Consider the following 23,929-nt stretch of genomic DNA (forward strand, 5'->3'; position numbering starts at 1 on the left):
ATTAAGTTTTTTCTTTTTCTGAGTTATTCGTGCTGGTTTGTATTTTTTTGCTTTGTGAGAACTATAATGAATACGAAATGTATTGGCCGTGTGCCTTTATTGGATAGGGATATTTTCTCGTTGTGAAACCAAAAAAGTCTTGTTCAAGGGAGAAAAACATAACCATTACGAAACAAATGTAAGGAGGTTAGCTATGGAAATTCAAAAAGTGGCACTTATCGGTGCCGGTGGCATTGGAAGTTATTTGATCTGGGGCTTGGCTCCTCATTTGCAGGATCGGTTGTTTGTAATTGCGGATGGAAAACGGGGGGATAAGCTTCGCCGGTACGGTATTACAATCAATGGAGAGAATTACCAGCTTCATGTTGCATCTGCCAAGGAAACAGGAATCATGGATTTGATTTTTGTAACCGTGAAATATGGCAGTTTGCCTAGTGTGGTTCCTTCCATTGAGAAAATGACAGGCAAAGATACCATGGTTATCAGCCTTATGAACGGGGTTGATAGCGAGGAAATTATCGCAGACGCTATCGGAAGAGATCACCTGGTCGGATCCTTGCTGCGGATTGCCGCTCAGCGCAAGTCTCACTCTGATGGAGCAGATGAAGTAACGTTTAAGATTCCGGAAGGCATTCGTGGTCTGTATTATGGTAAACCGGAACCGCTCGACGCAGTCGGAAAGGCTCAGATGGAGGCGTTGGGATCATTCTTTGCTTCAAGCCGCCTGCTGACACATATAAGTCATTCTATTTTGAGCGATATCTGGGCCAAGTATTTGTTCAATATCGGTCAAAACATTCCTCAGGCAATCGTAGGGTGTGGATCCGGTGCATATGGGGATTCAGAACACGTACGCTGGCTGAAAGAACATTTGGAAGAAGAAGTTGTTGCTGTTGCGAAAGCGAAGGGAATAAAACTGAATACGGCTATTCTTGAAGCCGGTACAGGCGGAAAGGGTGCCGGATATACTAAAAAAGAAAGTCCGGCTGTTCGTCATTCCACACTACAGGATCTTGACGCCCATCGGCATACGGAAATCGATATGCTCTGCGGGCGTATGGTCGAAATGGGAAAAGAACTTGGTATTCCAACACCCTATAACGCGTTTGCTTACCATGTTATCAAAGCCTTGGAAGAAAAAAATGATGGAAAATTTGATTATTAAATAAGAAGAAAGATAGCAATAAGAAGCCGGTTCGAGGTGATGAACCGGCTTCTTTACAAGTAATAACAAATGAACCTTAAGATAATTTATGTGCTAATGTCTTAGCATGGCTACAATGAGCCTCAATCAGAATGGTTTACCGATATATGCTATAAAAATTAACTATTTTTGATGGTGCATTGGCAAAAAATCTTTTTGCTCAAAATAGTTTTCAATCAATTTTTGATAATACATCATAGCTTTGCTGATATAGGTACCTTTTTTATAGGCAGTACACATTTCCCAAATCGGATCACCGGGAATCCGGAAAAAGGCAATTCTGTCTCTGCCTTTGTAATACCCGGCAGACGTAATCGTGCAAGCAATTCCGCTTTCGACTATTTTGAGTAGAGCACGAATACTTTCTGATTCGAATAATACATAAGGGCGGATTTTTGCTTCTGCTAATATTTGGTCTAATTTTGCCCGTAGCGTTGTGCTTTTTGAAAGTAGTACAAAAGGAACATTTTTGATATCTTTGATCGGTAAATAGGGTAATTCATCAATGGGCGTTTTGGGTGGAGCACTGCTTTTTGCCGCGATGGGATGGGAACGGGGGAGACATATCAAAAACGGTTCATAGCGAATATGTTTATAAGTTAATTCAGGAATTTTTTGGTCTTCAGACAGCGTTACAAGACCTAGATCTACATATCCCTGGGCAATTCTTTGCTGTTGTGTATGGACTCTCATTTCGGAAGGTTCCACAGTGATTCCAGGGAAGTGTTTATGAAAATCCGGATAGGTATTCACAAACATATCAAGGCCCCGCTCTCTCGAAAAAGTAAACGAAAAATGACCGGAGTTATTTTGAGCTAAATCATTGATAATGTTGTAAGCTTCTCGTTTTTCGAGCAACATTTGACTGCCGTACTTTATATAGACATTTCCTGCATCAGTCGGCGTAAGGTAACGTCTGTGACGGTAAAAAAGCTTAACACCCAGCTGATTTTCTAATTTTAACAATTGCTGGTTTAAAGTGGATTGTGTTACAAAAAGTTGTTCCGCCGCTTTAGTGATACTACCTACTTCCGCAATTTTCAGAATATATTCGATTTGTTTCAAGTCCATAAAATGTCACCTCCACATAGTTCTTAAAAAAAACGAGAGCAAAACTAAAAATTATCAATTTGAATTATAATAAAACGTTCTATACAATAAAGTCAAGGGGTAGGGGTCAGAGGTAGAATATAATTTTTTTGATTAGTCAGAGTTTTATATTTTATCTTTGAGCTTGTATATTTTAATTATATATTTACTTCGAGTCGGTATGTTGACAATTTATTAGAAAATTTTAACTTTTTTGCTTATTTTAAGCGCTGTCTAGTTTTGATAAAAATGCTTAAAAATTTATTTTGAAGAAAGAAGGAAACAAAATGGGGTTTAAAGTTCTGATTCCGGAAGATATTACCGCGGCGGGTAAAGACTGTTTGAAGAGTTTAGGGTATACAGTCGAAGTAATGTCTAATCCAACCGAAGATAAGATTTGTGAGGCAGTAAAAGACTGCGATGCCATATTGGCAAGGAACTTTCCGTATACACGCAAAATTATGGAAGCGGGGAAGAAGTTGAAAGTTATTGCTCGTTATGGTGTAGGAACGGATAAAATTGATTTGCAGGCAGCAACAGAGTTAGGAATCCAGATTACGAACGCTCCTACTGCTAATACAAATGCGGTGGCTGAGCATGTAATTGCCCTTCTGCTGGCGTGTGCCGATCATATTCTTTATCAGGACGCTCAGACGAGAGCGGGGAATTTTAAATCTCGCGACATAACAAAGAGCTTGGAAATAAAGGGACGAGTGTTGGGATTAATCGGTTGTGGACGGATTGGACAGAGCGTTGCTGAAAAAGCCAGTAAGGGATTTGGAATGAAAGTGATCGGTTATGATGCTTTTATTCCCGAAGATAAATGGCCTAAGACAATCGAAAGAAGAGAAAATATGGAAGACTTGATCAGGGAAGCTGATGTAATTTCACTGCATGTCCCTAGAACCAAGGATACCATGAATATGATTAATAAAGATAACATGAAGTTGATGAAGAAAACTGCTATTTTACTGAATTGCGCAAGAGGCGGAGTCGTTAACGAAGCTGATCTGTATGAGACCTTAAAAAACAAAGAGATTTTTGCTGCCGGAATTGATGTATTTGCTACTGAACCGGCTAGTAAGGATAATCCTTTGTTTACATTGGATAACATTACCGTAAGCCCGCATAATGCGGCTCTCTCGGTAGAAGCTATGGATCAAATGGGAATGGATGCGGCCCATGGTATTGATGATGTGCTTCACGGTCGGAAACCAAAGTACCCCGTCAATAAATTGGATAAATAAGTCAGAAATGGAGTTTTCTTTTTGCGATTGATGCTAATTTTTGTTGAAGATGTACAGTTTTAAGAAGAGAGGGTTGGATATGGGTAAAGAAATTAATATTAAGATCAACAGCAAGTTTTGTAAGCAGTGTGGTATCTGCTCAGCGCTTTGTCCTAAGCAGGTCCTTGAACAAGAAGTTGGTAAGGTTCCCGTAGTAGCTCACATTGAAAACTGCATAGGCTGCAAGCTCTGCGCGATGCGTTGCCCTGATTTTGCAATCGAAGTGGAGGTCAAGTAAATGGGAAAGACAGAGAAAAGATTTATGGAAGGTAATGACGCCATTGTAGCAGGAGCTATCGCTGCTGGTGCAAGATTTTTTGCCGGGTATCCGATTTCTCCCAGTTCAGAGGTTGCGAAGGGAGCTGCTAGAGAGCTTCCTAAGCACGGCGGCATTTATATTCAGATGGAAGATGAAATCAGTTCTATGGCTGCCCTTTTAGGAGCCTCCTTAGCAGGTAAGAAAGCATTTACCGCGACGAGCGGCCCTGGTATTTCTCTGATGTCCGAAAACCTGGGCCTGGGTATTATGTCCGAGCTTCCTTGTGTACTTTATGATGTACAGCGCAGTGGCCCGTCTACCGGCGCTGCTACCAAACCGGCTCAGGGCGACCTGATGCAGGCAAGATACGGAACTCACGGTGATCACAGCATTATCGCCCTGGCTCCTTCTTCTGTACAAGATTGCTATGACCTTTCCATCACTGCTTTTAATTTGGCTGAAAAATATCGTACGCCGGTTATCTTCCTGGCTGATGAAGTTATCGGCCATTTGCGTGAAACGGTTGTGCTCCGCGAACCGGAACCTGGGGAAATTATCAATCGCAAAGCACCGGCTCCTGGTACGACTCAGAGTGATTTCAGACCCTACAATTATGAAGGCACCGAAGTTGCTCCTATGGTCGCGGTTGGTGACAGAAATTTATTGATGAGAACAACCGGTTCTACTCACGATGAAAAGGGTGAATTCAGACCGACACCGGAAAATATTAATCGGGTTACTCATTTCCTGACGGATAAGATTGAAAAACATGCTGATGAAATAGATATTACCCGGGAATATAAAACGGAAGATGCCGATGTTATTATTATCTCCTCTGGTTGTTCCGTACGCAGCTCTATGTCGGCTGTTGATGTGTTGAGAAGTGAAGGGATTAAAGCCGGCATGTTACAGCTCGTCACAGTATGGCCAATGCCGGAAAAGGCAATCCGTAAGGCCCTCAAGCAGGCTAAGACAGTCGTCGTAGCTGAATTAAATTTGGGACAGTTGGCCGGCGAAGTACGCAAATTCAATGATTATGGATGTCAGGTACTTCAGGCAAACCGTACAGATGGTGTTTTGATCACACCTCAGCAGATTGTAGATGCCTACAAGGGAGGTAAAAAATAATGAAGACCTATAAGGATTACATGCTTTATAATAAACTGCCTCATACGTGGTGTGCGGGCTGCAGTCACGGTATTGTGCTCCAGTCCATTGCGTCGGTTCTGGCTGAATTTGGGTACGATAAGCATGATATTGCATTGGTAAGTGGTATTGGCTGCTTTGGCCGTGTTGATGACTACCTGGATATTAACTGTATGCATGTGACGCACGGGCGTGCTCTGGCTGCTGCTACCGGTGTCGCTCTTGGTAACCCTAAGCTGCACGTCCTGGTTACGATGGGTGATGGTGATGGTGCTACTATCGGCGGTAACCATTTGATTCATGCTGCAAGAAGAAACATCAACGTTACAGCTATTGTATCGAATAACTACAATTACGGTCAGACCGGCGGCCAGTATTCTGCTACGACGCCGACTCATAGTATTACGGCCACTTCTCCCTATGGTCATGTGGAACAAAATTTTGATCTGTGCAAGCTGGCAATAGCAGCCGGAGCTTCTTATGTCGGCAGAGCTACTGCTTACAATCCTGTACTGATGAGAAAGCTGATTAAAGAAGGTATGGAAGTCAAAGGGTTTTCTTTGATTGAAGTTATGTCCGCATGCCCGACTCACTATGGAAAATTCAATAAACTTGGCGAAGCTTCCCGTATGATGAAACTTATGAATGAACAAAGTGTGACGGTAGCTCAGGCTGCTAAGATGACTCCGGAAGAACTGAAAGGTAAGATCGTAGTTGGTTGCCTGAAGAATGAACCGCGCGACGATTATTATACGGAGTATGCTAAAATTATTGCTGCTCAGGAAGTAGAGGGATAATGATGAAAAAAGAAATCGTATTGAGTGGTGTCGGCGGTCAAGGGGTTGTTTCCATCGGTCAGGTGATGGGTATCGCTGCTTCTCTTTTTGAGGATAAATTAAATGCAACCATGTCCGCTTCTTATGGTTCGGAAGCAAGAGGCACTTTTACAAAGACGGACGTAATTCTTAGTGATGGTGCCATTGGATATCCTAATATTGAAAAGCCCGATATTATTCTTTGCCTGGCGCAGGTTGCTTATGATCGCTATGTAGATAAGTTTGACGATGATACCTTAGTTTTTTATGATTCCGAACTAGTTAAAAAGGCTGAAAACGCTAAAGGAAAGCACATTGGGTTCCCTTATAGAGACAAAGCAATTGCACTGGGTAGTATTCAGAGTGCAAACTTTATCGCCTTGGGTACCATTGTTAAGGAAACGAAGCTGTTGAAACCTGAAGGAATTATGAAAGCTATTGAAAATTGGTTTGCCGGCAAGAATAAGGTGATTGCCTCTAACCAGAAAGCTTTTGAAGCAGGGCTGAAACTGTAACGCTTTATCCTTTCCTTTAAAAGGAGATGAAATCCGTGGGCGATGAAAAAATGTTTTATAAAAATTACCGCAGCGGAATTTTAGTAAATGGCAGTGAAAGAAGCGGCCATCGCACATTGCTTTATAGCATGGGATTAGATGATCAGGATTTGCGCAAACCTATCATTGGGATTGCTAATTCTTTCAGCGAACTTGTACCCGGTCATATCCACTTGCGTGAACTGGCTGCTTCAGTTCGTGAGGGCATTTTAGAGGCCGGAGGTATTCCGCGCGAGTTTGGGACTATTGCTATTTGTGATGGTCTGTGTCAGGGTCATAGTGGAATGCGGTATTCCCTTCCCAGTCGGGACATTATCGCTGATTCGGTGGAGGCTGTTGTTCAGGGGCATCAGCTCGATGCAGTTGTCCTTATGTGTGCTTGCGATAAGATTGTTCCGGGGATGATCATGGCTGCAGCCCGGATTGATATTCCTGCCATCATAGTAACCGGTGGGCCGATGCTCCCGGGACATCGTGATGGCGATGATAACTTTGTCCAATGCAATATCAGGGAATGCGTCGGGGAGTATCAAATCGGAAAGATAAGCTATGAGAAACTCAAGGAGCTAGAGCTTGCTACAGCGCCCACCATTGGTTCTTGTGGAATGATGGGTACGGCCAATACAATGAGCTGCCTGGCAGAAGTGCTTGGTTTGACCTTGCCTCGTATGGGTACCAGCCCTGCTGTTTCGGCTGAGAAAAGGCGCTTAGCCAGAGAGTCGGGACGGCGTATTGTTGAGATGGTAGAGGAACAGCTGAATGCACGTAAGATTTTGACCAAGTCGGCTCTTTTAAATGCGGTTAAGGCTGTTATGGCATTGGGTGCTTCGACGAATTCGGTGCTGCATTTGATGGCTATCGCTCATGAAGCTGGTATCGATCTGGATTTGAAAGATTTTGACAGGATGAGTGAAGAGATTCCGTATCTTTGCAATTTAAGACCATCAGGAGCTTATGCAATGGCGGAACTTCATAAGAACGGAGGTATTCCTGCCGTACTCAAAGCGATTCAGGACAAAATTGACGATTCGGCTATCACGGTGACAGGACATACCGTTAAGGAAATTTTAGCGGAGCAACCACTTGTAGAAAATGACGTGATTTATCCGAGAAGTGCCCCGAAAAATAAAAAGGGCGGAATTGCCATTCTGCACGGTAATTTAGCACCCGATGGAGCTGTTATTAAAGCTAGCGGAGTAAAGCCGTCTATGATGAAATTTAGCGGCAAGGCACGCGTATTTAACAGCATGGAGGAATCTATTGCCGCTCTTGAAGCTAATCAGGTTCATGCAGGAGAGGTAATAGTCCTTCGGTATGAGGGCCCTAAAGGTGGTCCCGGCATGCGTGAGATGTTTCTTGTGACAGCTCTTCTTGTTGGGCGCGGGATGGATGAAAGTACGGCGCTGATCACGGATGGACGATTCTCCGGCTCCACGAGGGGGCCTTGCGTCGGGCATATTTCCCCTGAAGCGGCTGCAGGCGGTCCTATCGGGCTTGTAGAAGATGGGGATATTATCCACATTGACATTCCAAATCGGACGTTGACGCTTGAAGTATCTGATGAAGAATTGGAAAAACGGAGAAAGAACTTTAAGCCGCTGATTAAACCATCTACCCCTCTTTTGAGAAAATATTCTTCTTTGGTATCGTCAGCGGATAAAGGAGCGATTCTGGAACCGAAGGAATAACTATTCAAGAACAAGAGCAGAGTTTTCTGTAAGCTTGAATTCCGAGAGTTTAAGGTTTAGGTAAGCTCTTTATGACTCCGGATGTTTCCGGATGTCCGGAGTCATTCTTTATTTTGATAAAACATTTGATCATGTTATATTTGAGACAGTGGGACTATTAGATATAGTTTCTTTTAAATTGGAATATACTACCCGCTATTAACTTATTCGGGTAACGTACCGAATCAGTTAATCTGTGAGGTTAAAGAGCAGTGCGAAGAGTCAGAGTTTACACTGCTGTGATAGATGAGGAGAGTAGGTAATATGCTGGAAAAGTACCGTAATAAAGTAAAGTCTCCTGCCGAAGCAGCCAAGGCTATTAAGAGCGGAGACTGGGTGGATTTTGGCTTTGGCAGCGGTTTCCCGGAACTCATGGATGCTGCCCTTGCCGCACGCAAGGATGAGCTGCATGATGTTAAAATTCGCGGCGGTCTGGTGTACCGTCCTGCCATCCAGGTTGTGGAATGCGATCCTGAGCAGAAGAGTTTCGAATATTTCAGCTGGCATCTTGGTGCCGCTGAACGGAAGTACTATACGGCCGGTCACATCCATTTTGTACCGATGATGCTGCGTCTGCTCCCTCAGATGTACCGTGAGTACCTGCATGTTGACGTTGCCTGCATTCCTGTTTCAAAACCGGATGAAAACGGGTACTGCGGGCTGGGACTTGCCAACTATTGCTGGAAGACTATTATGAAGAACGCCAAAACGGTCATCTTTGAAATTAATGAACATATGCCGATGCTGCAGGGCGTAGATGGTTCACATCGTGTTTCCCTGGACGATGCCGATATTATCGTTGAAGGCGAACACGGTCCGCTGGCGACCAACAATTATCGGACACCTTCCGAGGCAGATCTTAAAATTGCTGAAAATGTCGTTGCGGAGATCCCTGATGGTGCTACCCTTTCCCTCGGTGTCGGGACAATTCCCTTTACCATCGCAGAAATCCTGGCAAAGTCTGACAAAACAGATCTTGGATGCCATACAGGTACCATCAGTGATGCGTTCCTGATGCTCTATAAGGCCGGTAAACTGACGAATAAGAAGAAAGAGCTCCGTACAGGGCTCTCTGATTGGAACCTCGTCAGCGGCTCCCAGGAGCTGTATGACTGGCTGCAGGCAGAACCGCAGCTCTTCTATCCGGCTGATCTGGATTTCATCCACAATCCACGGAATATGGAACAGATTTCTAATTTCATCAGTATCAATGGCGGTGTGCAGCTTGATTTGATGGGACAAGAGAATGCCGAGTCCGTCGGTACGCGCCAGCTTTCCGGCGTGGGCGGTCAGCTTGACTTTTTGGAAGGGGCCTTCCTTTCTCCGGGAGGGGCAGGCTATATCTGCATCAACTCTTCCCGCAAAGATAAAAAAGGCGAACTGCACTCCAATATTCTGGCAGCTATTCCGAGTGGTTCTGCTATTTCGGGTCCACGGGCCCTGATCCAGAATGTGGCTACGGAATACGGTATTGCTCACCTGACGGGCCTTTCCCTTAAGGAACGCGCCTATGCTATGATCAGTGTGGCACATCCGGCTTTCAGGGATGAACTAAAGGCGTATGCGGATGCCACTTTTAAGTAATTGAGTGCAGCAGGTTTGCGAGACCCTGAGAATGGGGAGGTTATGACTATGGAATTAGGTTTGAACGGAAAAGTCGTTGTCATAACGGGAGGTGGCAGCGGTATTGGTAAAGCTGCTGCGCTGGAGTTCCTTCGTGAGGGATGTAAAGTCGCTGTTTGTGGACGTTCTCTTGCAAAATTAGAGAGTGCGCAGAAAGAGTTTCGTGAAAAAGGGTTTGACTTGATGATCCAGGTGGCAGACGTCACGGATTATTCTGCGCTGGAAGCATTAGCAGACAATGTGGAAGCAAAGTATGGACGGATTGATGTTTGGGTTAATAATGCTGGAGCTAATCAAATTAAGAGTTTGATGGATTATGATGTGGAAGAATTTCGTCATATGACTGATTTGATTTTAGTGTCTACGTTTTCCGGAAGTAAGATAGCCGCATTGCATATGAAAAAAAATAAAAAAGGCGTCATTCTGAATGCGTCCTCTTTTTCGGCTATTATTCCTAATGCCGGACGGGCTCCCTATAGTGCTTGCAAGGCTGCTGTATCTTCTTTGACAAGAACGTTTGCCGCCGAGCTTGCTGCAGATCATATTCGTGTCCTTGCCTACGTACCTGGAATGATAGCAACAGAAATCTCCAAAGCGAATATTGAAAAAAATGGGGAACGTCTGATGAGTAACATTCCTATGCAGCGCTTTGGTGTACCGGAAGATTTGGCAAAGGTAATTGTCTTCTTGGCATCGGATTGTGCTTCTTATATGAACGGTGTCAATGTTGAAGTCACTGGTGCCAAGTACTGCGTACAGAATCCGTTATATGCGTATGGAAAAGGCTGATGAGAATCGAAAAAGGTTATTGAATCCTGATATTTATAGGTTTGTGACTTTTGAATATAAAAATTATTCTAAACTTTCTGGTAGCTTTTTTGAATGACAATGTTCTGCATTGGTTTCTCAACCCATTGAAGAGAAGGGGGCAGGGGCATGAATCAGTATGTTGTGAAACTCAACTCGGAAGATAACGTTGCTATTGCAATTAAGGATATTCCATCCGGAACAGAAGTATCGGAGGGTCTGGTTGCTAAAGACATGATTCCCCAAGCCCACAAGATAGCTCTGAAGGATATCAAAAAAGGTGGAGAAATCCGCCGGTATAACACCGTGATTGGTTATGCCAAGGAGGATATTCAGAAGGGACGATGGATCAGCCAGTTTATGGTCAGTCTTCCTAAAGCTCCCGGCTTGGATGATATGGAATATGGTACACACATTGTGAAGGATTTGCCGGAGCCACCCGTTAAAAATTGGTGGGGATATCCGAACCCTAAGGGAGGGCCGGCCGGAACGAGAAATGTCCTGGGAATTATGACGACCGTTCAATGTGCCGTCGGAGTAGGTAAAGTGGCCGTTGAGCGGATAAAGAAAGAGTTGTTGCCTCAATATCCCAATGTGGATGATGTTGTTCTAATTAGTCATGAATACGGATGCGGTGTTGCAATCAACGCGCCAGAGGCGAAAATCCCTATCCGGATTTTACAAAATCTGGTCCACCAGCCTAATTTTGGCGGACAGGTCATGGTTCTCTCTCTCGGTTGTGAAAAGCTTACTGTTGAAAGACTGCTTCCTCCGGAAGAAGTTAAACCGGAAAACATTGTCGTCTTGCAAGACCAGCACGGCTTTGAAAAAATGGTTGATGCAATTATGGAGATGGCAGAAAAGAAACTGGCTATTCTCAACCAAAGAAAACGTGTGGAATTGCCTTTAAGTGATCTTGTAGTAGGGCTTCAATGCGGTGGCAGTGATGCCTTTTCGGGAGTCACTTGTAATCCTAGCGCAGGTTATGCCTCAGATATGCTGGTTAAAGGCGGGGCTACCGTGATGTTTTCTGAAGTAACGGAAGCGCGCGACGGAATCCATTTGTTAGCAGCAAGATGTATCAATCGAGAGACACGAGATAAGATGGCTGCTGAAGTGAAATGGTATGATGAATACCTTAAAGAAGGTGCAGTAGATAGAGATGCTAATCCTACCCCGGGAAATAAAAAAGGCGGCTTAGCCAATATTGTCGAAAAATCAATGGGTTCTATTGCTAAATCGGGCACAGCGCCTATTTCGGAAGTGCTTGCTCCCGGAGAACTTCCATCTCAGCATGGTCTGATATTTGCCGTAACGCCAGCTAATGATTTTGCTTGTGGAACTTGTCAGATGGCGAGCGGTATAGGAGTCCATGTGTTTATGACCGGGAGAGGATCTACGTACGGCCTGCCTATTGTTCCTGTGATTAAGCTTTGCTCTCGTTCAGATTTGTGGGAAAAATGGCCGGACTTGATTGATCTCAATGCCGGACCTATTGCCTTGGGAAAATCCACGATTGCCGAGATAGGGACTCAGCTTTTCAAGCTCATTATCGATGTGGCCAGCGGGAAGAAATCTTTAGCTGAGCAACACAAAATTTACAATGATCTTTGTGTTTTTAATCCGGCTCCTCTTACGTAAAAGTAGTTGCCTCGGAATTTCCTTTTGGTTAATTTAAGGATTCTTGTTAAATGACAAAGGGCATGCAAGGATAGGAGTGATTGCATTGTATTATTCTGTTCAAAAGATTAGAGAATATTGTGAAAAAGTGTGGGAAAAAGCGGGACTTTCCAAAGAAGATGCAGCAACTTGCGTTGATGTGTTGCTGGCGGCAGATATGCGTGGGCAGCGTACTCATGGTGTCACCCATATGAAGGATTACTGCGAGCGCCTGAAGAAAGGAACTGCAAATTCAGGCAGTCAGATGGAAATGAAACAGACTTCTCCAACTTCGCTGGTTGTTGATGCAAAGCATGGGGTTGGAATGGTGGTTGCTCCTCGTATTATGAAAAAATGCATCGAAGTAGCCAAGGGCTCTGGTGCATGTTTTGCTTCGGTACATAATGGCTGTCATTATGGCTTAGGTGCTTATTATCCAATGATGGCACTGAAAGAAAATATGATTGCCTTCAGTTTTGCAAATACGCCGCCTTTGGTTGCACCATTTGGAGGAGCAGATCCTCTCTTGGGAACAAATCCTGTTTCAATAGCAATTCCGGCTGGTAAACATCCGGATTTAGTGTTAGACATTGCAACGAGTATTGTCGCCAAAGGAAGGATTTCTCTGGCCTTGAAAGAAGGTCAAAAAATTCCTAAGGGATGGGCACTGGATAAGTACGGTGCTGATACAACTGATCCGGCAGCCGCCAATGTTGGTGCACTGCTTCCTTTCGGAGCTCATAAGGGGTATGGGATTATGTTGATCGTTTCCCTTCTTTCGTTTGCTCTTAGTGGTGCTGATATGGACATCAACCTTCCAAGGTTTTTTGAAAATACTGATGCTCTGAGTAATATTGGGTATTTTATGGGTTGCATTGATATTGCGAAATATTGTAAGGTTGAGGATTTTAAAAAACGAGTCGATGCTATGTTTGATCTTCTGAAGAATTGTCGCCCATCTGTTGGGTCGAAGGGTGTGTTGATTCCAGGTGAGATTGAATACGTCAAAACCCAAAAGGCGATGAAGGAAGGCATTGATCTTTCCGAAGCGACCCTTCGTGATTTTAAGGAGATGTCGGCAGAATATGGCGTCCCTTATGATTTTTGATTAAAAAAATAAGGAAGCTTTAATTGCTCTTAACATCTCAGACCGGAAAGGAGGGCAGCGGGGAATTTCGTCAGATGTCTGTATATAGAGAAACGTGTTAGATCAGAAAAAGGAGGAAATATGAAATGAAACACAAGGTTTTAACTACTATGCTGGCATTAGCAGTCTTGGCAATGGGAAGTCTAGGATGCGGCGGAAATAACAATAAGCAAACCGCTTCCAAGAGCGGCGATGTAAAGTGGCCAACAAAACCGGTTCAGATTATTGTTCCTTTCTCCGCCGGTGGCGATACGGATTACAATGCCCGTATTATGGCTAAGTATCTGGAAAAGAAATTAGGTAAACCGTTTACGGTTACCAACGTCGTTGGTGGCGGCGGATCCATTGCAGATAACAGAGTTAAAAATGCTAATCCTGATGGATACACAATTCTGGTTAACCATGTAACGCTTAACTTGTCCACCGCTTCCAAAGTTATTGATTTTAGCTTTAAGGATTATCAAATGGGTGGCGTGTTTGCTCAGCAGGCGAGCGATGTTGTTCTCGTGAGAGGAGATTCTCCTTGGAAGAGTGTTAAAGATTTGATTGAAGATTCCAAGAAGAATCCTAATAAATATAAGATCGCTGCTAATACGGGTACTTCTTCCCACTATGTGGCTATTTCTCTGCAAAATGCAGGGGCACAGCTCAACGTAGTCGACTCTGGTGGATCTGCTGACCGTATTGTTGCCCTCCTGGGTGGCCACGTCGATGTAATTCCGGCAGCATATCCTGGTGTAAGAGACTATATTAAGACTGGTAAATTTAAAGTACTGGCAACTTGTGCCGATAAACGTTTGGATGCGCTGCCTGATGTGCCTACTCTGAAGGAAAGTGGTGTAGATTGCGTTTATTTCTATAACTACACGTTCTTCTTCCCGAAAGGAACCGATCCGAAGATTGCTGAAAAGCTGAACGCAGCGGTTAAGGACATTGTAGCGAACGACAAGTCCTACGCACAAGAAATCGAAAAGGCATATATGCAGAAGCCTTTCTGCATGAGCATTGCAGATTCTGAAAAGTTCTGGCAGTCCAGTTATGATTCGATTATGAAGTTTGCTGATAAATTACAGGGGAAGGTTCAAAAGCAAAAATAAATGATGTGTAACTGAAAAAGGAGCTATTATGAGCGACAAGAGAAAGGAAATTTTGTCATCAGCTTTCTTTGCAGTTCTTTCTGTACTTTATTTTTGCGGGACTTTTTCCATCAGAAGTTATAATGCCTTTGGTGTGACGGTATTGTCATCTGCCAGTGTTCCTAGAGCACTGGCAGTGGCACTACTGGTGCTCAGTCTACTCCATATTTATTCTGTGATTAGTATGGATAAAAAAGCTAAAAATGCTAAAAATGCCGCTAAGGTGGAAACTTCAGAGGCAAAGACTGAGGAAAAGAAAGTCCACGGTGTAGATATTGAAAAAGAACTTGCGCAAGCTGAGAAAAACGAAAATGCAGGTAAAATCAACAATAAAGATGTTGTTTTAACGGTTGTATTTTTGATCCTGTATGTGATAGGTCTTACTTATTTGGGATTTATTATTTCTACTTTTATTTATATTGTGGCTCAATCGGAATTGATGACGTTAAAGGCGAAAAGAAAACAGGGCCTCATCAAGAGCATTATTTTAGCTGCAGTTGCTACAGCTGCCATCTATTTCCTGTTTAATAATTTGCTTTCACTCTTACTTCCGGTGGGCGTATTTGGAATTTAGATTGGAGGGGACAACAGATGACTGAGATGTTAATTCAAGGTGTTACAGCTGTTATATCCAATCCAATTTGTATCGCCTTGATTTTTTTCTGTACTGGGGTAGGCATCGTATTTGGCGCAATTCCTGGTTTAACGGCAACGATTGCAATCGCCATGATGTTGCCGATCACTTTTTCGATGGAAACTACGATGGGAATATCTACTCTGGTAGCCCTGTACATCGGGGGCATTTCGGGAGGACTGGTTTCTGCAATTTTGTTGAATATGCCGGGAACTCCTTCTTCCATTGCCACGTGTTTTGATGGACGTCCTATGGCTTTGAAGGGTGAAGGTGGTAAAGCCTTGGGTGTCGGAGTGGTATTTTCGTTTATTGGAACTGCTCTTGGTATTGCTGCCATGATATTCATTGCTCCTCCTCTGGCTGCAATCACCATTAAGTTTGGGGCATGGGAATATTTTACGGTAACGCTGTTTTCTCTGACATTGATTGCTAGTTTGGCTGGCAAAGATATTGTCAAGGGCATCATTACTGCTATTCTTGGTATGATGTTTGCGTCTGTGGGGTTAGCACCCATTGATGGTGTCGAGCGGTTTACCTTTGGAAGTGTAGAACTTTCGTCAGGGTTTGCCATGTTGTCTGTCCTTGTGGGCCTTTATGCTATTTCTGAGGTTATGAAAACTGCCGGTACGATGCAATCGGGTGAAGACTATGTAGCGACTAAATTCGAGCTAAAGGGATTTGGTTTTTCTTTAGCTGAATTTTTCAGCCAGATTAAGAACGCAATCAGGTCTGCTCTTATTGGTATCGGGATTGGGATTCTTCCTGGTATTGGCGGAGGAACAAGTAATATTGTTTCCTATTCTATCGCTAAGAATCAGTCTAAGTATCCTGAAAAATTTGGGACAGGTATCATCGATGGTATAGTTGCTTCTGAAACAGCAAACAATGCGACCATCGGCGGTGCAATGATTCCGCTTTTAACCTTGGGCATTCCTGGTGATACGGCCACTGCTATGCTGCTGGGCGGCTTTATGATTCACGGAATTCAACCCGGTCCGCTGCTTTTTGAATCTCATGGAGATGTCGTCTATGGCGTATTTACAGCTATGATTCTTTCGTCGTTCTTCATGTTGATTTGGTCCTTTGGAGCCATGCGGCTGTTCATTAGAATCTTGAAGGTTCCCAAGAACTATCTGTTCCCTATCATCGTGGTGCTTTGCTCTGTAGGCTCTTTTGCTTTGGATAACCGAGTTTTTGATGCAGCTTCGATCATTCTTTTTGGTGTGATTGGCTACACATTAGAAAAACTGAAGTATCCGCTTCCTCCCTTTATTCTGGGATTTGTGCTTGGCGGCACTTTTGAACAGAATTTGCGTAGAGGGCTGCAGATCGGAAATGGGGACATATTCGACTTATTTAATTATCCCATTGCTGTCGTCTTCCTGGTGGCAACGATTATTTCCGTTTTCTTCTCCATCAGACAATTTAGAAAAAATGCGAAAGTTGCCAATTGAGTCTGACCTTTTGGTGCTTGCGTGCTTTTAAAAGTAAGGGCAGTGTAATTGGATGAACACTGCCCCATTTTTAAAAGAAGATTGCTGTATTTAATTACATAAGGTGGAAGCTTGCCTTCTTGCATAAATAAACTGAACTGATTCATATATGCCTTACATGAATTACTACCATTTTAAATAAGAGCTGCTAAGTATGGAATTTTTAATTGTACTGCTGCAGAGAATTTATGGCATTATATTATACTGAGGGTCGTTAATTCATTTAAAGGAAAAGACAATATGATACTGTAAGTGGGTTTGCAGATTAAAAAGGTGTTTACTATGAACAATTTAGTAAAATATCGTTTAAAACATATTGGAATTAACTGTAAGAACGAAAAAGAAGCAAGAAAAATGGTTACTTTGCTTTGCTCGCTTTTCAATATGGAACCAGGTCCGGAGAATGAGTCTCACATTTTTGTATCTAACTGTTTTGAAGTTATGAAGCATGATAAGATTGGAAAATATGGACATATAGCACTTCAGACAGACGATGTTGAGCTTGCAATGAAGGATTTAGCGGCAAAAGGAATTCATTTTCAAGAGGATACAATTCGCCGTGATCGGGAAGGAAAGATTATCTTTATTTATCTCAAAGAAGATATTGGTGGGTTTTCTTTTCATTTGACAATATAATTTTGTTCATTTCATACTTTCCTTTTTTTTCAACTCTGGACGGTTCTGTCGATACTGTCCAGAGTTGAATTTGTCATCATTGGAAGTACATGACTTAATCTTATATCACAAAGGATATGTTATTATGAAGTTGATAATGCTGATGGAAAATCGCGGTTCTGCCAACAGATCACTTATCAATGAATTTGGATTCTCTGCTTATGTAGAATGTGATGATCTGAATATTTTGTTTGATTTTGGCCCCAATCTTGATACTCTTAAGAATGTACAGGCATTAAATATACACCTTGAGAAAGTTGATTACCTGATTGGGAGTCACGGACATTTTGATCATTCCGGGGGATATCCTGCGTTTTTAAGGGCAGGCTGCCATAAACCATTTATTACGGGTGAAGGATATTTCAATGAAAAATATTCTCTTGATGGTATCCGTGCTACCTATTTGGGGAATAGTTTTGACGAGAATCTACTGAGACGAGAAGGAATAGAGCACAAAGTTTGTAAGAAAGTTCTAAAGTTAAGTGAGACGGAATTTATAATGGGTGGCTTTAAAAGAGTATATGATTTTGAAATGATTCCGGATCGATTTTGTATACGAAATGGAAATACCCTTGTAAAAGATAATTTTGATGATGAAATCTGTTTTGTCCATAAAATGAAAGATGGTCTTTTTGTCCTGGTGGGCTGCAGTCATCCTGGAATTTTGAACATCCTTAGTTCTGTTAAGGAATATTTTGGAATGCCAATTATAGGTGTTGTTGGAGGAACACATTTAAAAGATGCCTCTGAAGATCGGATTCACCGCACAATTCAAGTCATTAAAAGCTTCGGCATCAGTTTTATTGGTTTTAATCATTGTACTGGGGAAAAATTTGAAAATCTTATTAAGGATGAAACTAGTATCAAAGCAGTTCATTTGGGAACAGGTGATGCTTTGTTTATCTGATTTATTTGTACTGAAGTCGGCGAGTATCTGTAATGAAGCTGCTCTATAAATTTATTTTTATTGCTTTTTAGTTGCCCATTTTTTGTTCTTTTGTTATAATTAGCGGGATAAAATCATTTGCTTCTGCCGCCGGGCAGACAGTTTCGGATGGATCGCGCCAGGCAGATTCGTCCTGATACCGGATTTCGTGTCAATAGGCCTTTGAAGACACGGAATACCGGTATTTCTGTTTTTTTGGAGGGAATTTGATTATGCAGTGGATTTATCTTTTACTGGCAGGAATTTTTGAAATTACCTGGGCTGTGGCAATGAAGTATTCGGAGGGATTTTCCAGAATTTTGCCGAGTGTGATTACGCTTGTCTTTTACGTGATGAGCGCCATTTTCTTATCTTTGGCACTGCACAAGCTGCCGCTGGGAACAGCGTATGCCATGTGGACCGGATTTGGTATTATCGGGACGAGTGTGCTCGGGGTACTGCTCTTTCATGAGACGATGACTCCGGCACACCTGGTTTGCGTTCTCCTCATTGCCGGCGGTATCGCCGGCTTAAAAATACTGGGGTAAACGCAACAATCTTTTGCCTCAAAGGACGGCACCGTTTATTTCTGATATTCTCGATGGCAGCCTTTGCCGGTTTGACTTTTTTCTCTGTGAAGTATAAAATAAAAATGTTACAGTGCATGGCACGTTATAATTCAATAGTAAGACAAAGTGAGTGAACAGGGTTCACGAAGGGGAGCACCACCGCGGGTGCTATTCTTTCGTGAGCCCTTTTTGATTTAAGGGGGATTATTTTGATGGCTGCTTTTAGTTACGTGCTCTTGACGGACCGTAAACTTTATTCCGAGCCGGTCCCCAAAGTCATTAGCCGGGCTTTAACACAGCTTCATCCCATGCCCGGTGCTGTCATTGTTAGGGAAAAAGACTTGCCTGAAACGGCTTATGAAAAGCTTCTGGCAGAGGTAATGGCCGTTTGTGCTCCTTATGGTGTTCCCGTTCTTGCTCATGCTTTTCCGGATTCCTATGTCCGTCTTCATGCAGCTGGCGTACACATGCCGCTCTTTCTGTGGCGGGCTTATTCCAAAGTGCATCCGCAGCTCAAAATGCTCCTTTCTGAAAGCGGCAGAAAGGCTGCGGAACATCCTTGTGGCCTTGGAATTTCAATTCATTCTGAGGCTGAAGCTTTGGAAGCACTCCATTTGGGCGCTTCTTATGTGACGGCCAGTCCGATTTTTCCTACCTCTTGCAAACCCGGTGCGACAGGAAAGGGAACAGCGTTTATTGCCCGGATTCATGAGCTGACCGGTCTTCCCGTGTATGCACTGGGAGGGCTGCAGTGGCCTGACGAGCGAGAAACTCAGTTCAAATTATGCGGGGCCGCCGGCGCCGTCGTCCGTTCCTTTGTCACTAAACTTATTTAACGTAGAGACCGTGTTATGCTGCTGAAAGAGAAGCTATCTGCTAACTGCTAGCTGCAATCTGCCCTGATTTTCAGCTTAACTATCTGCCCGCACTGCGGTGCTACCCACTAATCACTATCCACTTATCACCCACTTTATGGGTGATACTGATTTTGCATATATCTCATCTCCTTAATAAAACACCGAAACCCGTCTTGAAGAAACGTGGAATCTTCAAGACGGGTTTCGGCGTTTAAGAAAAGAATTAAAGGATTTTATACTTCTTTTTCGAATTAACGTAATAATATCGGATGCGAGGTGAAAATAATGGAAATCCGGGTCATGACAATCAATGATTATGAGCAGGTAAACTTGCTTTGGCATGCTTCCAGCGGTATGCAGCTGCGGGAAATCGATGACTCCAGGGAAAAAGTAGCTAAGTTCCTGCGGCGGAATCCAGAAACTTCTTTTGTAGCCGTGGAAGATAAAATCGTAGGAGCTGTCCTCGCCGGTAATGACGGCCGGAGAGGGTATCTGTATCATCTGGCCGTAGCTGAAAAGTTTCAGCACCGACATATCGGAACAGCTCTCGTCAAAGCTGCGGAAGCGGCACTTTTGAAAGAAGGCATTCCCAAGGTAGGCATTCTGGTCTTCCGTAAAAATGATGAAGGTAATGCTTTTTGGGAAAAATTGGGGTACGTGGACCGGAGTCATCTCGTATATCGCAGCCGCGCACTTGTAAGGGAAGCCGAGTAAAATTGATGTATAAGAGAGCTGTGAAAAATAAAAAGCGCTTTTTGCTTTTGGCCTATGGCATTTAGCCTCGTCTGTAACAGTGTGTTAAAGTTTTTGATTCAAACAAAATGTGATATAGAACCTGAAATTTAACAGTTAACCTAAATTTTTTCATTTAGCCTTGCCTTCGGCAGAGGGGTTCATCACCCACCTCTTTTCGGAAGGCCCGATGTCATCGGGCCTTCCGAACTTACTTTCCTCCCCCACTTCGTGGTCCTTCCTTGTATCATATGAATAAGGACTTTACCTCCTTTTGGGGATAAAGTGCTACACTGTAAAAGATGCTGTGGATTGGTTAATGTCCTCCTACCGATAAACGGTTTTATGGAGATTCCGACCACAGCTCTTTGCAGCGATGTTAATAAGTTAGATACCGCCAGACGGTTTATATAGAACAAGGATACATGGCAAAGAGTTTGTGGACTCAGCATCATATCTTTATCTTTGAGGAGGTCTTTTTATGATCTACGTTGGAATTGATGTATCTAAGAGCAAACACGACTGCTGCATCCTTGATTCTGAGCATAAGGACGACTACGAGGAATTCACGATCCCCAATACCCGGAATGGTTATGACCACCTGCTAAAGCGAATTTTTTCCTACAATCAATCGGTAAAAAATATAAAAGCAGGGCTGGAGGCCACCGGAGAGTATAGTGTGAACATCACCAGATTCCTGTTGAACAATGGCCTAGCAACCTGCGTTCTCAATCCTCTGCTGACGGATCAATACAGAAAGAGTCATAGCCTTCGCAAAACTAAAACCGATCGCATTGACGCACACTTCATTGCTTGCATACTTATGTCCGATTTAGACCTCAAGCCCTACGTACCCCAAGAATACCACAATAAAGTCTTGAAGTCACTAACCAGGACTCGCTTTGGATGGGTTCATGAACGGTCTCTAAAAAAGCAAACCCTTACCCGTATAATTGATACTAGCTTTTCTGAACTTCCACAGTACATAAACCTGGATTCTGCTACCGCTCACGCTCTCCTTAAGGAGTATCCCACTCCCGAGAAAATGGCGAACGCAAATTTGAAACACATGAAAGAAATTATCTACAAAACATCCAAAGGCAGGTTAAGTATGGATCTGGCTGAGCAGATTCGTAACGCTGCAAGGCATTCCGTAGGTCTGGGCAAAAGCGATATATCTACTGAAATTAATGTAGTGGAAACAATACACGATATTGAGGTAAAAAACGAACAAATTCAAAAAGTTGAGTCCAGAATTAAAAAACTGTTAGAGGAACGTAAAGAACCGTTACTTACAATCCCTGGGATTAGTATTGCTACAGGGTCCGCAATTTTAGGAGAAATTGGGGATTTCTCCAGATTTTCCTCCCCCGACAAGATACTGGCCTATGCCGGATTTGCGCCCTCTAAGAACCAGTCAGGCCGGCGGAGTGGAATAGGACCAAGTGCCCATATGGAGAAAAGAGGATCACGATATCTACGTCATGCTCTCTTCAATGCGGCAAGATTCGTCTGCCAAAATGAACCAGCTTACAAAGAATATTTGGCAAAGAAATTAAGCGAAGGAAAACATTTCTATATAGCAATCTCTCACGTAGTTAAAAAGTTAGTACGTCTAATCTATGCACTTCAAACGAGAGGAATCCCATACAAAACACCTGCTCAATTAATGCTTCAAAGGCAGATAAATACTGGCTCCGATTCACAGGATTTTGCACTTGACATATGATAGTTAGTCTCCTTCCTAAAGGACGGAGGTGGCAGAGAAATTCCAAACCTTACGGTTTGGCGTAACTTAGGCGACGTCGAAGAGGGTCTCCTTGGTCATTTTTCTTCCACAGGCGGGCTGCGGACTGATATGCTCCCCTTAAGACGGAGAAAAAAATTATGTCAATGTTTTAAGGAGGCATGTCATGGTAAAGAACAATAATAAATTCATCTCTCCTGAGATTAAACTCAAAGCTGTCAAAGATATCCTTGAACACAAATCCAACACCTATCAGGTTGCCAAAAAGCTTGGTATCCGGCGGCAGAACGTTTCTCTTTGGGTAATGAATTACAAGAACGAGGGCGCAGAAGCCTTTTCCCCGAAAAAGGGAAAGAAAACCTATCCTGTTTCCCTTATGGAAAATGCCGCTAAGGATTATCTGGATGGTAAAGGCAGCTACATTCAAATCTGTAAGAAATACAAAATCCGTTCCCCCAGGGTTCTTGCAGACTGGGTTAAGCATTATAATATTCATGGAGAACTAGATTCTTACGCTTATCAAGAGAGATGTGATAAATCCATGAAAGGTAAGGCAAGTACCCTTGAAGAACGCTGCAAAATCGTCAAGGAATGTCTGGAATCCAACCGTGATTACCGTTCTGTAGCCGAAAAATACGGTTATTCCTATCGTCAGGTCTACAACTGGGTTAAACGCTATGAAAAGGATGGGAATTCAGGGCTGGCCAACCATCAGGGCAGACCCAAGAAGAAACCATTGGATCCTTCCCATAAGGAAACAAAAGATGAGGAACTGGTGCGCCTGAGACAAGAAGTCAAGGATCTCAAATTGGAGAATTTGCTTCTAAAAAAACTGGACGAGTTGACGAAAAGGAATCGCTTTCGTTGACTCGTAATCGTAAGCAGTATGAAGCGATTCAAGAGGTTTGCGAGGAAAATGGGGCTTCCGTGCAAAAGTGTTGTGCTATCCTGCACGTTTCCCCCTCTGCCTACTATAGCTGGCGCAAGACGCCCCTTAGCCTGAATGAGCTCATAAACAAGGGGATCTGCTGCCATATTCTCAGGCTTCATATTAAATATCCTGAAGCGGGATACCGCATGATGGCTGATAAATTAAGGGAAGAATGCAACATCGATATCTCTGATAAACGGTGTTACCGTCTTTTTCGTAAGCTGCATATTCATTCCCAGATTAAATGGAGACCAAAAGGCTGCACCCATAGCCGTGTAGGCAAGAACAGTCCACGCAAAGCAGAGAACGTACTGAACAGGAAATTCCAGGCAGACATGCCTGACCAGAAGTGGGTGACAGATGTAACCGAATTCCGGCTTAACATTCCCGGCCCTGTCAGTGGAACTTATATTGTTGAACATCTCTATTTAAGCGCGATTTTAGATTTATATGACCATAGAATTGTGTCCTATGCGATTAGTGACCGTAATGATACACCTCTTGTTATGGAGACTTTCAGGAAAGCCTTCAAACAGAATCCCAATGCACATCCATTGGTCCATACAGACCAGGGTTTTCAATATACAAGCAATGAATATCTGGAAATGGCAGAACAGCACAACTTGACAAGAAGTATGTCCAGAACCGGCAGATGCCTTGATAATGCCCCCATGGAAGGGTTCTGGGGTATGATAAAGAGGGAAAGAATCTATATGCATACATACTACAGTGTCGAAGAACTGGAGTGGGACATCCGGGATTACATTCAATATTACAATACGAAGAGAACGCAACGTAAACTGATGAGGATGTCCCCGATGGCGTACCACGATTTCTATGCCAATGCTGCTTAAGAATATGTAAGGAATGATACATTTTTAAGCAGAATTTTGAAACGTTTTAGTCTCCGCTTG

23 protein-coding genes are annotated in these 23,929 nt (G+C 43.2%); 22 read left to right on the top strand and 1 reads right to left on the bottom strand.

Annotated elements, in window-relative coordinates; translation table 11 throughout:
- The first annotated feature begins 193 nt into the window (after positions 1–193).
- Positions 194–1,165, top strand: a complete 972-nt coding sequence (locus tag LKE33_05485; GenBank protein MCH3950369.1) for a 2-dehydropantoate 2-reductase — start codon at positions 194–196, stop codon at positions 1,163–1,165.
- 162 nt (positions 1,166–1,327) lie between these two features.
- On the opposite strand, the gene LKE33_05490 is transcribed toward LKE33_05485, so the two are convergent.
- Positions 1,328–2,275 carry a LysR family transcriptional regulator gene (locus tag LKE33_05490; protein MCH3950370.1) on the bottom strand — a complete coding sequence of 316 codons (948 nt, stop codon included), beginning with the start codon at positions 2,273–2,275 and terminating at the stop codon, positions 1,328–1,330.
- A 305-nt stretch (positions 2,276–2,580) separates the two neighbouring features.
- Between LKE33_05490 and LKE33_05495 the strand changes: the two genes are divergently transcribed.
- From LKE33_05495 to LKE33_05595, 21 genes are all read left to right on the top strand, one after another.
- Positions 2,581–3,540 (top strand): hydroxyacid dehydrogenase, encoded by a 960-nt coding sequence (locus LKE33_05495; GenBank protein ID MCH3950371.1) that lies wholly within the window; start codon positions 2,581–2,583, stop codon positions 3,538–3,540.
- 79 nt (positions 3,541–3,619) lie between these two features.
- Complete coding sequence (locus LKE33_05500) at positions 3,620–3,817, top strand: 4Fe-4S binding protein (GenBank protein MCH3950372.1); 198 nt, start codon at positions 3,620–3,622, stop codon at positions 3,815–3,817.
- Entirely contained in the window at positions 3,818–4,966 is a 1,149-nt protein-coding gene (locus LKE33_05505; protein MCH3950373.1) for a 2-oxoacid:acceptor oxidoreductase subunit alpha, read from the top strand.
- Positions 4,966–5,781, top strand: coding sequence for a thiamine pyrophosphate-dependent enzyme (locus tag LKE33_05510; GenBank protein MCH3950374.1), 816 nt, complete (start codon positions 4,966–4,968; stop codon positions 5,779–5,781). The genes LKE33_05505 and LKE33_05510 overlap by 1 nt, the downstream gene beginning before the upstream one ends.
- Positions 5,781–6,314: a 2-oxoacid:acceptor oxidoreductase family protein gene (locus tag LKE33_05515; protein ID MCH3950375.1), complete on the top strand. Its 534-nt coding sequence runs from the start codon at positions 5,781–5,783 to the stop codon at positions 6,312–6,314. Before LKE33_05510 ends, LKE33_05515 begins: the two co-directional genes overlap by 1 nt.
- A 35-nt stretch (positions 6,315–6,349) precedes the next feature.
- On the top strand, positions 6,350–8,041 hold the full coding sequence (ilvD, locus tag LKE33_05520; protein ID MCH3950376.1) for a dihydroxy-acid dehydratase: 1,692 nt from the start codon (positions 6,350–6,352) through the stop codon (positions 8,039–8,041).
- Between the two features lie 303 nt (positions 8,042–8,344).
- The gene (locus LKE33_05525) at positions 8,345–9,664 is read left to right on the top strand and encodes an acetyl-CoA hydrolase (GenBank protein ID MCH3950377.1); all 1,320 of its coding nucleotides are present in this window, start codon (positions 8,345–8,347) and stop codon (positions 9,662–9,664) included.
- Positions 9,665–9,712: 48 nt separating this feature from the next.
- The gene (locus tag LKE33_05530; protein ID MCH3950378.1) at positions 9,713–10,492 is read left to right on the top strand and encodes an SDR family oxidoreductase; all 780 of its coding nucleotides are present in this window, start codon (positions 9,713–9,715) and stop codon (positions 10,490–10,492) included.
- A gap of 147 nt (positions 10,493–10,639) precedes the next feature.
- On the top strand, positions 10,640–12,151 hold the full coding sequence (locus LKE33_05535; protein MCH3950379.1) for a UxaA family hydrolase: 1,512 nt from the start codon (positions 10,640–10,642) through the stop codon (positions 12,149–12,151).
- Positions 12,152–12,236: 85 nt separating this feature from the next.
- Positions 12,237–13,277 (top strand): Ldh family oxidoreductase, encoded by a 1,041-nt coding sequence (locus LKE33_05540; protein MCH3950380.1) that lies wholly within the window; start codon positions 12,237–12,239, stop codon positions 13,275–13,277.
- Positions 13,278–13,402: 125 nt separating this feature from the next.
- Positions 13,403–14,413 carry a tripartite tricarboxylate transporter substrate binding protein gene (locus LKE33_05545; GenBank protein ID MCH3950381.1) on the top strand — a complete coding sequence of 337 codons (1,011 nt, stop codon included), beginning with the start codon at positions 13,403–13,405 and terminating at the stop codon, positions 14,411–14,413.
- 28 nt (positions 14,414–14,441) lie between these two features.
- Positions 14,442–15,026 carry a tripartite tricarboxylate transporter TctB family protein gene (locus LKE33_05550; protein ID MCH3950382.1) on the top strand — a complete coding sequence of 195 codons (585 nt, stop codon included), beginning with the start codon at positions 14,442–14,444 and terminating at the stop codon, positions 15,024–15,026.
- Between the two features lie 17 nt (positions 15,027–15,043).
- Positions 15,044–16,540, top strand: a complete 1,497-nt coding sequence (locus tag LKE33_05555; protein MCH3950383.1) for a tripartite tricarboxylate transporter permease — start codon at positions 15,044–15,046, stop codon at positions 16,538–16,540.
- Between the two features lie 321 nt (positions 16,541–16,861).
- Complete coding sequence (locus LKE33_05560; GenBank protein MCH3950384.1) at positions 16,862–17,215, top strand: glyoxalase/bleomycin resistance/dioxygenase family protein; 354 nt, start codon at positions 16,862–16,864, stop codon at positions 17,213–17,215.
- A gap of 124 nt (positions 17,216–17,339) precedes the next feature.
- Positions 17,340–18,161, top strand: coding sequence for an MBL fold metallo-hydrolase (locus LKE33_05565; protein ID MCH3950385.1), 822 nt, complete (start codon positions 17,340–17,342; stop codon positions 18,159–18,161).
- A 251-nt stretch (positions 18,162–18,412) separates the two neighbouring features.
- Positions 18,413–18,727, top strand: coding sequence for a multidrug efflux SMR transporter (locus tag LKE33_05570; GenBank protein ID MCH3950386.1), 315 nt, complete (start codon positions 18,413–18,415; stop codon positions 18,725–18,727).
- Positions 18,728–18,960: 233 nt separating this feature from the next.
- Entirely contained in the window at positions 18,961–19,584 is a 624-nt protein-coding gene (locus LKE33_05575) for a thiamine phosphate synthase (GenBank protein ID MCH3950387.1), read from the top strand.
- A gap of 306 nt (positions 19,585–19,890) precedes the next feature.
- Complete coding sequence (locus LKE33_05580) at positions 19,891–20,319, top strand: GNAT family N-acetyltransferase (protein MCH3950388.1); 429 nt, start codon at positions 19,891–19,893, stop codon at positions 20,317–20,319.
- A 499-nt stretch (positions 20,320–20,818) separates the two neighbouring features.
- Positions 20,819–22,066, top strand: coding sequence for an IS110 family transposase (locus LKE33_05585; GenBank protein ID MCH3950389.1), 1,248 nt, complete (start codon positions 20,819–20,821; stop codon positions 22,064–22,066).
- 184 nt (positions 22,067–22,250) lie between these two features.
- Entirely contained in the window at positions 22,251–22,952 is a 702-nt protein-coding gene (locus LKE33_05590; protein ID MCH3950390.1) for a transposase, read from the top strand.
- Positions 22,949–23,869 (top strand): IS3 family transposase, encoded by a 921-nt coding sequence (locus tag LKE33_05595; GenBank protein MCH3950391.1) that lies wholly within the window; start codon positions 22,949–22,951, stop codon positions 23,867–23,869. Before LKE33_05590 ends, LKE33_05595 begins: the two co-directional genes overlap by 4 nt.
- The last annotated feature ends 60 nt before the right edge of the window (positions 23,870–23,929 follow it).

It is taken from the genome of Acidaminococcus sp. (genome assembly GCA_022482815.1).
GTDB lineage: Bacteria > Bacillota > Negativicutes > Acidaminococcales > Acidaminococcaceae > Acidaminococcus.

Coding starts and splice junctions, on each gene's coding strand:
- LKE33_05485 (MCH3950369.1), top strand. CDS start 194: ATGGAAATTCAAAAAGTGGCACTTATCGGTGCCGGTGGCATTGGAAGT.
- LKE33_05490 (MCH3950370.1), bottom strand. CDS start 2,275: ATGGACTTGAAACAAATCGAATATATTCTGAAAATTGCGGAAGTAGGT.
- LKE33_05495 (MCH3950371.1), top strand. CDS start 2,581: ATGGGGTTTAAAGTTCTGATTCCGGAAGATATTACCGCGGCGGGTAAA.
- LKE33_05500 (MCH3950372.1), top strand. CDS start 3,620: ATGGGTAAAGAAATTAATATTAAGATCAACAGCAAGTTTTGTAAGCAG.
- LKE33_05505 (MCH3950373.1), top strand. CDS start 3,818: ATGGGAAAGACAGAGAAAAGATTTATGGAAGGTAATGACGCCATTGTA.
- LKE33_05510 (MCH3950374.1), top strand. CDS start 4,966: ATGAAGACCTATAAGGATTACATGCTTTATAATAAACTGCCTCATACG.
- LKE33_05515 (MCH3950375.1), top strand. CDS start 5,781: ATGATGAAAAAAGAAATCGTATTGAGTGGTGTCGGCGGTCAAGGGGTT.
- LKE33_05525 (MCH3950377.1), top strand. CDS start 8,345: ATGCTGGAAAAGTACCGTAATAAAGTAAAGTCTCCTGCCGAAGCAGCC.
- LKE33_05530 (MCH3950378.1), top strand. CDS start 9,713: ATGGAATTAGGTTTGAACGGAAAAGTCGTTGTCATAACGGGAGGTGGC.
- LKE33_05535 (MCH3950379.1), top strand. CDS start 10,640: ATGAATCAGTATGTTGTGAAACTCAACTCGGAAGATAACGTTGCTATT.
- LKE33_05545 (MCH3950381.1), top strand. CDS start 13,403: ATGAAACACAAGGTTTTAACTACTATGCTGGCATTAGCAGTCTTGGCA.
- LKE33_05550 (MCH3950382.1), top strand. CDS start 14,442: ATGAGCGACAAGAGAAAGGAAATTTTGTCATCAGCTTTCTTTGCAGTT.
- LKE33_05555 (MCH3950383.1), top strand. CDS start 15,044: ATGACTGAGATGTTAATTCAAGGTGTTACAGCTGTTATATCCAATCCA.
- LKE33_05560 (MCH3950384.1), top strand. CDS start 16,862: ATGAACAATTTAGTAAAATATCGTTTAAAACATATTGGAATTAACTGT.
- LKE33_05565 (MCH3950385.1), top strand. CDS start 17,340: ATGAAGTTGATAATGCTGATGGAAAATCGCGGTTCTGCCAACAGATCA.
- LKE33_05570 (MCH3950386.1), top strand. CDS start 18,413: ATGCAGTGGATTTATCTTTTACTGGCAGGAATTTTTGAAATTACCTGG.
- LKE33_05575 (MCH3950387.1), top strand. CDS start 18,961: ATGGCTGCTTTTAGTTACGTGCTCTTGACGGACCGTAAACTTTATTCC.
- LKE33_05580 (MCH3950388.1), top strand. CDS start 19,891: ATGGAAATCCGGGTCATGACAATCAATGATTATGAGCAGGTAAACTTG.
- LKE33_05585 (MCH3950389.1), top strand. CDS start 20,819: ATGATCTACGTTGGAATTGATGTATCTAAGAGCAAACACGACTGCTGC.
- LKE33_05590 (MCH3950390.1), top strand. CDS start 22,251: ATGGTAAAGAACAATAATAAATTCATCTCTCCTGAGATTAAACTCAAA.